Genomic DNA, 12,306 nt, shown 5'->3' on the forward strand with positions numbered 1-12,306 from the left:
TCAAATGAAGAAAGGAGATGATAGATTGATACTTAAACACCGTCAGGCCCCGCCCGAACTCTTTCAGCTCGAAAGTTTGCTCAAGAGGCTTCCTGCTACCCATATCCAGTTCCCCCATTGGACAGAAAAACTTCGCCGAATCAGCGCCGGCTATCACGGCGAACAACGAATTGATTCCCTTTGGCACGAAATCGATATCCCCATCCCCCATTATTTTATCCATGATTTATTTATTCAAAAACAGCATTCCTCTCATCAGATCGATACCCTACTTTTAACCAGCCATTTCATTTTAATCCTTGAAATCAAAAGCATTTCCGGTCTGCTTCATTTTGATGCGCTGACTCGGCAATTTTCCAGGACAAATAAAGATGGCAGCATTGACGGCATGCGGAATCCCGATGACCAAGTGCGGCGCCATGAAAAATGGCTGGAGCAATTTCTAGCCGTGAGGAAATTAAAGCTGCCTGTTATCGGTGCCATCGTTTTTACCTATCCATCTGCGGTCATTCAATCGAAGGCTGGAGAACGCATCATGATTCATTCATCAGGGTTGCCATTTTTGATGGATCGATTGCTGAAAGAATATCCAAGGGAAATTCTTTCAAAAGCATTAACCAAGAAATTCTCAAGTCAACTCACGAAACTCCACTCAATAAAACCGCTGCCTCCATTAATATTGCCAAGCGATTTATTGACTGGAGTTCTATGCTCAAAATGCGAAAGAGAGAAGATGTTTTATAAGCGAAAAAAATGGTTTTGCGGCACTTGCCTTTTTTCAGATCCACAAGCACATTTAACAGCATTAAAACAGTATCGATTTTTATTCGGCTCAACGATTTCAAATCGAGAATTTCGCACATTTACAGGAATTTCTTCTGTATCCGTTGCCTCTAAACTTTTGGTTGCTTCAAAGATGGCTTTTGAAGGAAGTTTCAAAGACCGAGTATACCTTATTCCGGAGGATTTTTTGATTGCGGACAGTATTATATCGAGTTAGGACAGTATTCTAATAAACGCGGACAGTATTTGTTCATTCCCGGACAGTATTTTTATTTTTCACCACCAATCGGTTCAAACCATACAAAAAAACCTCCCGCGGGAGGTTTTTCTTCTGCCAATCAAGGATTATCGATCGTTTCCTTTGATAAATGCTTGCTCATTTCGGCATATTCGACGAAAACGCGTGCCAATTCGCGCAAGCGATCGTGAACATCTTCATTAATGATGGTATTGTTGTCATCAAAATGACTCGTGTGCGTGTATACATAGTTCGGCGTTACGAGGCAGCGGAAGTAATCAAGTATCGGCTTCAGCTGATTTTCGATGACCAGATGATGCTGATACGTGCCGCCGTTTGCCACGATTGACACCGGCTTATAACGCATCGTCCGAGGGTGCAGCATATCGAATGTATTTTTCAATACTCCCGGAATCGAGCCTTGGAAAATCGGCGAGGCGATGATGTAACCGTCTGCGTTTTCAAAGCGGCGAACGATTTCCCGCATATCGTCGTTGTATTCGCCAAGTGGCCGGCCGTCAACGAACTGATGGTCATAGTCAGCCAAGTTCAAAATGACCAGCTCCATCTCCGGATTGAAATCTTTGATATATGTTTGCACTTGCTCCAGAATCACACCGGTCTTCGAGCCAATGATGGTCCCATCCACTAATAAAATCTTCATAAGACAAATCCTCCTTGAATGCGTATCTGCCGGACAGTTCTGCTGCCCCTGAATGCTCCACTTTAAAAAACTCAACAGAGCCTTTCAAAGCTGATTTACTTTATCATAGCAAAGTCTGATTCATAATACGCATTGATACGCTTAGTCAAGTCAGATTTCATTCTTAAGGCTGAATTCCGCTTTTAATCCGGCTGATTTCCAATTTCTCTTGCGTGCGGATTTCCTGATGGGCCGGCGGTGAAAAGCTGACAATTGTATCTCCTGTTTTCGGTTCCGCCCCGTTTTCAGCGGTAAAGAATTCAATCTTTCCTTGGGCCCGCTCAATGAATAAAGGAATGGTGCCTTCCACTGACTTCTCACGGAATTTTTCATAAGTAAATTGCTCAGTCAGCTGTGTTTTCCGCATGGCGTATCCTTCCTCAGCCTTTTCTTCAAGTGCATGGATGTTCCATTCAGGTCCGAATAAGGTTTTGCCGCTAAGCGAAGCATGGAAATCTTTCGGATTTCCTATATGGATAGCAGTTTGGAATAAATGCATACGCCCCAGTTTCGGCACGAAATTACTGGTAACCAGTGAATTATACGAATCGTTCTCACTCGCTACAATCATCGTTTCATAAGGCGTTAAATCTTTTTCGTACTCGGTATGTTCCGATAGGATTTCTCCGTTGAAATTTGGCACTCCTTCCTCGCGGGCCAATCGCAGGCTGCCCCACGCCGAGTCCACAATCAAAACGTTCTTATTCATATCGTGCAGCATTTTACCAAGTTTTACAGTGAACCGGCTGCTCCCAACAATCAGTATTCCGGGTTCAACGGAGGAAACAAGCCCCAGCTTCCTCCCGAGCCAGCCGATGGAAAATCCATGTGCCACGACGGTTGAGAAGACCAATGCAAACGTCAGCGCCGTCAATAATTCCGCGTCTTCGAATCCTGCGTCCAACAATGTCGCGGCAAAGTAGCCGGAGACTGTCAGCGCCACAATTCCACGCGGTGCAATCCAGCCGACCAACAACTTTTCCTGGAACGATAAATCCGTGCCGATTGTTGAAAGCCAGATAGACAAAGGGCGGACGATAAAGAGCATCGCCAGGACAAAGGCGATAATCCGAGGATTAAAGATTCCAATCAATATGTCCAAGCTCAACGATGCCGTCAGCATAACGAAAATGCTCGAGATTAACAGCACCGAAATATTTTCTTTGAAATGGCGCATTTCATTGATGGAGGTGATGTTCATATTCGCCATCATGATGCCCATTGACGTAACGGCAAGCAATCCTGTTTGGGGCATAACGGTATCTGAAACAGCAAATACCAGCAGCACAACTGCAAATACCATCGGCGACTTGAGGAATTCAGGCACTTGCCCTTTTTCGAACATCCTGCCCATCCCCCAGCCGGCAACAAGACCAAGGAGCACTGAAAACAATGAGGCTAAAAAGAACAAGCCGAACGCCGATGCGGATTCTTCCCCCATTGCGAATAAAACAAATTGAAAAGCGAATAATGCCAGCAATGCACCGAAAGGATCGACGACAATGCCTTCCCATTTCAAAATCGCTGCCGGGCGAGGTTTTAATTTTGCCTGCCGCAGCATCGGCAGAATCACTGTCGGTCCGGTAACAATGAATAAGCCGCCGATAACAAACGAAACGGCGAGTGAAAGACCGGCCATATAGTGAGCAGCGAGCGATCCCGCAATCCAGGCGATAAGCGCCCCCCACGTAGCAATGCGCCATAGCGGCTTGCTGAAGTTTTTTACTTCTTTAAAATTTAAATTTAAGCTTCCTTCAAATAAAATAATGGCCACAGCCAATGAAATGATTGGGCTGAATAATTCACCGAACCTTTCCGATGGAGAAATGATGCCGAATATGGGACCTACAAGCAGCCCGGAAATCGACATAAGGACAATGGCAGGCAGCTGCAGCCGCCAAGCAATCCATTGCGATAAAACTCCAAGGAAAAAAATCAGCATCAAACCGAATAAGATAGAATCAATGAGATATTGCCTCCTTTTTTTGATAGTTAAATCAAGTTTTTTTCTCTAGTTAAAACATCCTTGACCATTATAGAGGTTTTACCGCCGATGTGAAAAGCAACAACTAAGCCGTTAGGGATTTAAAATTGTGTATTATATGGTACAATGAAAAAAAATATAAGGGTGAATGCAGTGAATCGACAAGAGCTTGAGTATGAAATTACTGAATTGAAAAGTGATTATACGCGACAGCAAGGTGATATTGAAAAGCTGGAAACGACTGGGCATGCCCGTATGGTGGAACAAGCGGAAGAACGCTTGGAAAAAATGGAACAGCGCCTCGCGGAATTGAATAAAAAACTCGCGGAACTGTAAACCGCGATTTTTTTTTGGCGTTTCGCCTTTGCCTCATATCCCCCTCAAGGACCCTACACTTTTCTTATAGTCTAACTTTCGGCACCTCGCCCTAAAGACGCTTCTGTCTTGCCGGAGCTGAACCGCCGCTTCCGCTTTTCTTGTGTCCAGCTGCAGCGGCGAGGTTCTCGGGTCATAAGCCAACCCAGCTGTGTGGCAAAGAACGCCACTTCGCCGGTTCGTCTTATGCCCGCCGAACCTGAACCGCCGCTTCCGCTTTTCTTAGCACTTACACTTTTTAAAAATATGGAGGAATACAATAAATGAGTTTATTAACAGTAGAGAATTTAAGCCATACTTTCGGAGACCGCACACTTTTCAATGATGTGTCGTTCCGATTAGTTGAAGGTGAACATGTGGGCCTTGTTGGAGCTAACGGCGTCGGCAAATCCACATTGATGAATATTTTGACAGGAAAAATCATGTACGATTCCGGCCGGGTAGAATGGCAGCCAAAAACACATTACGGCTATTTGGACCAGCATACGCAATTGACGCCTGGACGGACGATCCGTGAAACACTTCAGGATGCCTTCCTTCCACTATACAAAAAAGAAGAAGAATTGAATGATATCGCGATGCAAATGGGTGAAGCGGATCCTGACCGCCTTGAAGAACTGCTTGAAGAAATGGCTGAAGTACAGGATGCACTGGATGCAGGTGACTTTTACACGCTTGATGTGAAAATCGAAGAGATTGCACGCGGTCTCGGACTTGATGCCATCGGCCTGGAACGCCCTGTAGAAGCGCTGTCAGGCGGACAGCGGACCAAGCTGCTTCTTGCCAAATTGCTTTTGGAGAAACCGAAAGTCCTTTTGCTCGATGAGCCGACCAACTATCTGGACGAAGAGCATATCCAATGGCTCGTCAACTACTTGAAAAACTACCCGCATGCGTTCCTGTTGATTTCGCATGATACGGAATTCATGAGCAGTGTGACCGGTGTCATTTTCCACTTGGAATTTTCTCGTTTGTCCCGTTATACAGCGACTTATGAAAAGTTCATCGAACTTGCCGAGCTTGCGAAACAGCAGCATTTGGACGCTTACGAACGGCAAGCTGAGATGATTAAGAAAACCGAGACATTCATCGCGAAAAACAAAGCGCGGGCGTCCACAACTGGCCGTGCGAAATCGCGTCAGAAACAATTGGACCGCATGGATCGCATTGAAAGACCGGAAGTAGCGGCAAAACCGCAATTCTCTTTTAAAGAAACACGCAGCCCTAGCCGCTATGTAGTAGAAGCCGAAGCTTTGACTATCGGCTACGACAAGCCGCTTCTTCCACCTCTCACATTCATGATCGAACGCGGCGAGAAAATCGCACTTGTCGGTATGAATGGCGTCGGGAAATCGACTCTGTTGAAAACAATGCTTGGCAAAGTCAAACCTTTGGACGGCGATGTGCTGCTCGGAGAATATTTGACACCGAGTTATTTTGAACAGGAAACCAAAGCGCCTAGCCATACTCCGCTTGATGAAATCTGGTCCGCTTATCCAAGCTTGGATCAAGGCCAGGTACGGGGTGCCCTTGCACGAACTGGATTGAAGAATGAACACATCTCCCGTTCCATGACGCAATTGAGTGGTGGCGAACAAGCCAAAGTCCGCTTATGTAAATTGATGATGGAAGAAAGCAATTGGCTGATTTTCGATGAACCGACAAACCACTTGGATATCGATGCAAAAGCGGAATTGAAGCGCGCGATGCAAGCCTATAAAGGCACGATTGTCCTTGTCAGCCACGAACCTGAGTTCTATGAAGGTTTGGCGACAAAAGTGTGGAATGTTGAAGAATGGATCAACGCCGGCAAACAATCTTTATAAGAAAATACAGAACGGCCTCTCCTTTTAAGGAGAGGCCGTTTTTTAGTAAGTTGTCAATTTGAAGATCTTCTGGAAACCATATACTCCGCGCTGCCAGAATGAAAATCCATCCTGGAATTCTTCAACTTCCAAGGTATAAAGGGCGTCTTCATTCGTCCACAGGCGATTGAAATAATCATCCAATTCCCCGACCAGCTCGCTGTCGTTCGGTGCCACAATCCGGATATCCGCTTCCAGATTATAATTATCCAGCGTACGCTCCGTGTAATTCGCAGAACCTCCCAGTACAATGGTTTCTTCTGCTGTCTTGATCATGATGGATTTTGTATGGAATTGTCCGACCACGGTATTATACCAGCGGACTTTCAGGTTTTCATTCGCCTCTTCATACATTTCATTGACAACAGGACGGTTCGGCAGCCCCGTTTTCTCCGTGCCGAAAGCGTTCTCGTTCGGATCGAGAATCATCCGGACTTCCACTCCCCGGTTTGCCGCTTTTTTCAGCGCATCCACTATATCACTCTCGGCAATATAAAACATCGCCAGCCAGATGCTGTCGCCTTTCTGCGCTTTCTCAATATCCTTCAATAGCGAATGGAAGATTTGCCGCTCCGTCAAATATTGAGCTTCATACTCGCCTTCTTGCTCGGCCGCCTTTATCCTTGGCAACTTCGGTCCACCCGAGAACTTGGACACCGCTTCTTCTGATTCAAGTATGTCGTTTATAATCGGTCCGCTTACTGTAAAGGCCATATTCCCATGAAGCCCACTGGCATTATGCGGATTAGCGGAACTGACGATGGCTTCCTTTTCAGTGACGACCGTTTTACGATGATTGGCTTTTATATTCATCATTTCAAGGTACGATGCGATTGACAGTTTAGGGGCGTCGCTTGACATGCCGTTCGCTATCCACCCTTGGCTATCGGTATCAAACCATTGGAATAACACACGATAAAATCCCGAGTAAAGAGGAGTCGAGTCCCGCAATTGATCCAGATCGGTGAAGATGATTTCGACTCCCGCATCTTCCAAAGTGCTGAGCAGCTGGCTTCCATAAGAGCCGTAGCCTGTGTTTAATGGGTCGGTTATGAAATAAATGGGCATTTCAGGATTTTCCTGCTTTTTCTTCAATAAATGATCCGTCAGCAATTCCGCTACAGCAGGAAAAGCTATTTTTTGGTCGTTGTAATTGTCAAACAAAAATAAATCCAACACAATAAATTCTTCTGCCTGGTCGATCATGTCGTATATTTTTTTAAAAATCTGCAGTTCATATTCCTTTTCCGTCCCTTTCTTATCTTGGGCATAGGAAAGGTCATAAAGCATATCTATATTTTCCACGCTATGTTCAGCTCCAGCATAGGAAATGCCCGGAGGCAATGGTTTGTATGTATGCCAGACAATAACTGCTATGTATGATAAAGCCAGAATCCCTGCTATTCCTCTGACAATCCTCTTTCGTTTGCTCCACCCTTGGAACTTCTTTCTCTTCATAAAACCTTCCCCCTCGCTCTCATTATAGCAAGAAGAAATGAAAAGAAATTTATTATTTTTATGGAATAAAAAACCAGCTGAAAGATTCAGCTGGCTGGCAGTTCGATATTAAGCTGTCTGCACATACTCACGCGTGCGGGCATCTTCCAACAACATGTCTTTTAATCGTTGTTTGCCTCGGAACAAACGTGATTTCACCGTTCCAATTGATACTTTCATCGCTTCCGCAATTTCAATCAACGACAATTGGTGAACATAGAAATACATGATGGTTGTGCGGTAAATGGAATCGAGTTCTAAAATTTTGTGGCGAATCATGATAGAAACATCTTGCTGCTCCAAAATTTCTTCGGCTCCCGCTTCATCAGAAGGAATCAGATCAAGAAGCGAAACATCCAAACCTTCCGGCTGGTGCATTACGTGCTTGCTGCGGCGTACATTTTTGCGGTACCGGTCACGGAAAGTGTTCATGCAGATGGTTGTCAACCATGCCTTCAAATGATCCACTTTTTGAATCGATGACTCATAACGCACAACTTTTAACCAAACTTCTTGCATCAAGTCTTCCGCTTCAGCTTTATTGCGAGTCAATTTTAAGCATAAATGATAAATGTATCGGTTGTATTCTGTATATAAACTTTCCATGAAAAGTGCCCCCGTCCGTTTTTCTTGTTAAGCTTATTGTGCCTCATCCGAAGCTTACGCTCTATCGGATTCACTTTCATAAACCTTACAAAGTTGTAATTTAGGGTACCGGAAGCGCTAATGTATCTCCACAAGAGCTGGAAGACTTAGCCTGAAGCGAAGCAAGGAGCTAGTCCCCGAAGCTGGATAATAAGAAAAGAAGACAAAAAGAAAAACCCTGCTTTAAACAGGGTTTGCCATTAATTCTTTATCAGTAAGCTTGGTGATGGTCAATCGGATAATCCGGTTGCGGTCCATTTCGTTGATTTTGACATGAAGGTTTTCATATGTAAACTCTTCGCCTTCATCCGGTACATGGCCAAGCTGCTGCATGACAAATCCAGCAATCGTGTCATGGTCATTCGGAACTTCCACATCAAATATATCATTGACGTCTTCAATTTCCAGGCGGCCATGGCAAGACAAGTGGGTTTCGGTAATTTCGAAGACCAGCTCATCGTCTTCAACGTCCGTTTCATCTTCAATCTCCTGGCCGATCATTTCCTCAATAATATCTTCGTGGGTAACAATACCGAGCGTGCCACCGTATTCATCCAGAATGACAGCCATATGCTTTTTCTTGGACATCATCATTTTGAAGACTTTCTCGACACTTACTGACTGCACAACAAAAAGCGGATTGTCGTCCATCAGTTCAGCAATCGTCAAATTAGGGTTCATCGACCACTCAATCAATTTTTTCGAATAAAACAAGCCAACAATATTATCCAAGCTTTCTTCGTAAACCGGATAACGTGTATAAGAAGAGGCCAGGATCAAATCCCGGACTTCCTCGTAAGTGGAATCGATTGCAATGCCTACCGTATCGGTACGGTGCGTTGACATGACGTCAGACACATCCTTATTGGGAAAATCAAGAACACCTTTAATCCGTTCCGATTCTTCCTCTGCAAATGTCCCTTCAGTGGATGCAATGTCCACCATCGACCGCAGCTCTTCTTTGGTCAAGGTAGCTTCTTTCACGGTTCCTTTTGAAATGATGCGAATAAAGATATTCGTAAATTTCGACAGCAGCCATGTAAGCGGTTTAAAAATAATGACAAAAAAACTGATGGCAGGCGCCACCACGTAAACGATTCGGTCAGCAAATGTAGCAGCAATCGTTTTTGGCAGGACTTCACCGAAGATGATGATGATTACTGTCAAAATGGCCGTTGCCAATCCCACTTCCCAGCCTCTTGTAAGTGCAATTGTTGTCACTAATGTCGGCATCAGGATATTCACTATGTTATTTCCAATTAGGATTGTCGTAATCATTCGGTCCGGCTTCGCGATTAACTTCCGTACCCGCAGCGATTTCGCATCGCCTTGTTCCGCGCGAAGATGGACCTTCATCCTATTCACAGCAGTTAACGCCGTTTCGCTTCCCGAGAAGAAGAACGACATGAATAAACAGATTCCTAATGCGATAAACAAATTCGGTTCCTCCAGTGTATAAAACACAGATTTTACGAGCTCTTTCCGTATCAAAGATTATACCACAGCAAAAATCCAAATGTCGAAAACCCCAGCTCTTATGTTATAATTTTTCCATAATTATAAAATAAGGAATTGAGGGATAAAATGAATGCACAAGTGATAGACCAGTATTTCAAAGATCATCGGGAAGAACACCTGGAAGAACTAAAAGCATTTTTGCGAATCCCTTCCATCAGCTCGTTATCGGAGCATAAAGAAGATGTCCGAAAAGGCGCAGAGTGGCTGAGAAATGCCATGCAAAAAGCTGGCCTGGAAAATGCGGAAGTTCTGGAAACTGAAGGTCATCCAGTGGTCTATGCTGACTGGCTTCACGCTGAAGGCAAGCCGACTGTGCTGGTTTATGGCCATTACGACGTCCAGCCGGTTGATCCGCTGAATTTGTGGGAAACGCCTCCTTTCGATCCGCATGTCCGCGACAATAAACTTTATGCGCGCGGTGCGAGTGATGATAAAGGGCAAACGTTCATGCACGTTAAAGCGGTCGAAGCTTTGCTGAAATTGAACGGTGAACTTCCGGTGAATATCAAATTTATCGTTGAAGGCGAAGAAGAAATCGGCAGCCCGACACTCCCTAAATACGTAGAACAAAATAAAGAACAATTGAAAGCTGACTTGATTGTCATTTCCGATACCGGCATGCAGGGCCCTGGCCGTCCAGCGGTATGTTACGGCCTTCGCGGCCTTGCAGGCATCCAAATTGATGTCAAGGGACCTAAAGGCGATTTGCATTCTGGGCTTTACGGCGGCGCTGTCCAAAACCCGCTGCATGCCATTATTGAAATCCTGCAGTCTTTCCGCGACAAAGAAGGCGTCATTCAAGTGGAAGGTTTCTATGAAGATGTCTTGGAAGTATCTGACGAAGAGCGTGCGGAATTTGCTGCTTTGGAATTCGATCTTGAACAAGAAAAACAAGATCTAGGAATCACGGAAGATTTCGGCGAGAAAGGCTATTCCTTCATCGAACGCACCTGGATTCGCCCGACTCTTGAAATCAATGGCATCACCGGCGGCTTTTCCGGTGAGGGCATCAAAACGGTCCTGCCTGCTGAAGCAAGCGCTAAAATCACGTGCCGCCTCGTGCCCAATCAGGATCCTGACGATATTGTCGCGAAGCTGCGGGCTCACGTTGAAGCACACAAACCAAAAGGCGTTACGGTAACAATCACTGATTTTGATAAAGGCCAGCCGTTCCTGACACCATATGACCATCCGGCTATCCAGGCTGCAGGACGCTCTTATGAAAAAGTCTATAATGTTAAAACCGCTTTTACCCGCATGGGCGGATCGGTTCCAATTGTCGCTGTCTTTGATCAAGTTCTTGGCTTGCCGGTCGTTTTGATGGGCTTTGGTCTGTCTTCCGAGAACTTCCATGCACCAAACGAACATTTCCACCTCGAAAACTTCGACAAAGGCCTTCGCGTTATCAGCGATTACCTGTTTGAAGCAGCAGATTTGAAATAACCAAAGAAAAGCGCAAGCGCCCGTCTAGTCTCGACAAGCGCTGGAAGCCCTGCCGGTAATGGCGTTTTCTGCCATTGGCGGTCGGGCTGAAGCGGCTCGAGAGGCTGGGCGTTGGAGTCTGGCCAATGAAATACCTAATCTATAGACTATTCACAAGCTAAGAAGCTTATACTTTATTAAGCAAGAAAAAAGGCCGTCCCGAATCAGGGACGGCCTTTTTTTCTATACCCGCCTTTATTTATGAACTGCAGTTGAAGATTTAAGTAGATATATAGGACCCGCCATTAATATGCAAAAACTGCCCGGTCATGTAAGCTGAGTCGGCAGAAGCCAGCAGTACAAAGCTGCCTGCTAAGTCCACCGGCTGGCCCGGGCGGCCAAGCGGTGTGGAAGTTCCAAATTTGGCGACTTCCTCCTCTGAATGGCTGGAAGCAACGAGCGGAGTCCAGATAGGGCCGGGAGCAATGCCGTTGACCCGAACCCCATCCTTTGCGAGCTCCAGCGCCATCGCCCGAGTGAATGCTACAATTGCCCCTTTTGTCGTTGAATAATCCACTTGCCCGGTCTGACCGGCATACGCATCGATGGAAGAAGTGTTGATAATGGTACTGCCGGCCTGTAAATGCGGCAAGACCGCTTTGGTCAAATAAAACATCGAAAATACATTCGTCGCAAATGTTTTCTGCAATTGTTCAGCTGAAATGTCCAGAATGCTTTCCTGTCTGTTTGCCCAAGCAGCATTATTGACCAAGACATCAATTTTTCCATGGATTTCGATTATGTCCTCGATGACTTTCCAGCAAAAGGCTTCATCCCCGATATCTCCTGCGTGCAGTGAACAGCGCACACCTTGCTCTTCAATCAGATGCTTCGTCGTCTCCGCATCTAGATGCTCATCCAAATAGACAATTGCAAGGTGGGCCCCTTCTTTAGCAAAGCCGATCGCTGCTGCCTTGCCGATGCCGCTGTCCCCTCCCGTAACAACTGCCACCTTATCAGTCAGCTTGCCGCTTCCCCGGCGGCTCTCCAAATCAAAAACAGGCGGCGGATCCATCCCCTTTTCCAAACCCGGCTTGCGTGATTGGGATTGAGGGGGAATGCCATGAGCCAAGTATTTTTCGCGCGTCAAATCTTCCATCAGACCCACTCCTTTTTTCCTCTTGCTATACCCGCTGCGCGCTGAATCAACTCTCAATTGATAGATAGAAAAAAAAGAACCGCTTTGTTTCCTGTTGTGCTGGCTTTCTTTCTCTCC

Annotated in this window: 10 protein-coding genes; 4 read left to right on the forward strand and 6 right to left on the reverse strand. The window is 45.6% G+C overall.

Annotated features, from left to right (window positions below; translation table 11 throughout):
- The first annotated feature begins 25 nt into the window (after positions 1–25).
- Positions 26–1,000, forward strand: coding sequence for a nuclease-related domain-containing protein (locus tag AC3AQ9_RS08940; protein ID WP_488307117.1), 975 nt, complete (start codon positions 26–28; stop codon positions 998–1,000).
- A gap of 121 nt (positions 1,001–1,121) precedes the next feature.
- Here the strand turns inward: AC3AQ9_RS08940 and AC3AQ9_RS08945 are convergent, their stop codons facing one another.
- A complete protein-coding gene (locus AC3AQ9_RS08945) occupies positions 1,122–1,685 on the reverse strand; it encodes an NADPH-dependent FMN reductase (protein ID WP_488307118.1) in 564 nt (187 codons plus the stop codon).
- 163 nt (positions 1,686–1,848) lie between these two features.
- Entirely contained in the window at positions 1,849–3,666 is a 1,818-nt protein-coding gene (locus AC3AQ9_RS08950) for a cation:proton antiporter (protein WP_488307119.1), read from the reverse strand.
- 168 nt (positions 3,667–3,834) lie between these two features.
- Between AC3AQ9_RS08950 and AC3AQ9_RS08955 the strand changes: the two genes are divergently transcribed.
- Both AC3AQ9_RS08955 and AC3AQ9_RS08960 read left to right on the forward strand, forming a co-directional pair.
- The gene (locus AC3AQ9_RS08955) at positions 3,835–4,044 is read left to right on the forward strand and encodes an SE1832 family protein (RefSeq protein WP_488307120.1); all 210 of its coding nucleotides are present in this window, start codon (positions 3,835–3,837) and stop codon (positions 4,042–4,044) included.
- Between the two features lie 302 nt (positions 4,045–4,346).
- Complete coding sequence (locus tag AC3AQ9_RS08960) at positions 4,347–5,909, forward strand: ABC-F family ATP-binding cassette domain-containing protein (RefSeq protein WP_488307121.1); 1,563 nt, start codon at positions 4,347–4,349, stop codon at positions 5,907–5,909.
- A 42-nt stretch (positions 5,910–5,951) separates the two neighbouring features.
- On the opposite strand, the gene AC3AQ9_RS08965 is transcribed toward AC3AQ9_RS08960, so the two are convergent.
- From AC3AQ9_RS08965 to AC3AQ9_RS08975, 3 genes are all read right to left on the reverse strand, one after another.
- The gene (locus AC3AQ9_RS08965) at positions 5,952–7,406 is read right to left on the reverse strand and encodes a phospholipase D family protein (RefSeq protein ID WP_488307122.1); all 1,455 of its coding nucleotides are present in this window, start codon (positions 7,404–7,406) and stop codon (positions 5,952–5,954) included.
- A gap of 108 nt (positions 7,407–7,514) precedes the next feature.
- Positions 7,515–8,051 carry an RNA polymerase sigma factor gene (locus AC3AQ9_RS08970; RefSeq protein WP_488307123.1) on the reverse strand — a complete coding sequence of 179 codons (537 nt, stop codon included), beginning with the start codon at positions 8,049–8,051 and terminating at the stop codon, positions 7,515–7,517.
- A 222-nt stretch (positions 8,052–8,273) separates the two neighbouring features.
- On the reverse strand, positions 8,274–9,527 hold the full coding sequence (locus tag AC3AQ9_RS08975) for a hemolysin family protein (RefSeq protein WP_488307124.1): 1,254 nt from the start codon (positions 9,525–9,527) through the stop codon (positions 8,274–8,276).
- A gap of 147 nt (positions 9,528–9,674) precedes the next feature.
- On the opposite strand from AC3AQ9_RS08975, the gene AC3AQ9_RS08980 reads away from it, so the two are divergent.
- Entirely contained in the window at positions 9,675–11,051 is a 1,377-nt protein-coding gene (locus AC3AQ9_RS08980) for a dipeptidase (protein WP_488307125.1), read from the forward strand.
- Between the two features lie 259 nt (positions 11,052–11,310).
- Here AC3AQ9_RS08980 and AC3AQ9_RS08985 read toward each other — a convergent pair whose 3' ends face one another.
- A complete protein-coding gene (locus AC3AQ9_RS08985; RefSeq protein WP_488307126.1) occupies positions 11,311–12,189 on the reverse strand; it encodes an SDR family oxidoreductase in 879 nt (292 codons plus the stop codon).
- Positions 12,190–12,306 lie beyond the last annotated feature (117 nt).

This window comes from Planococcus sp. VCh962 (assembly GCF_057748275.1).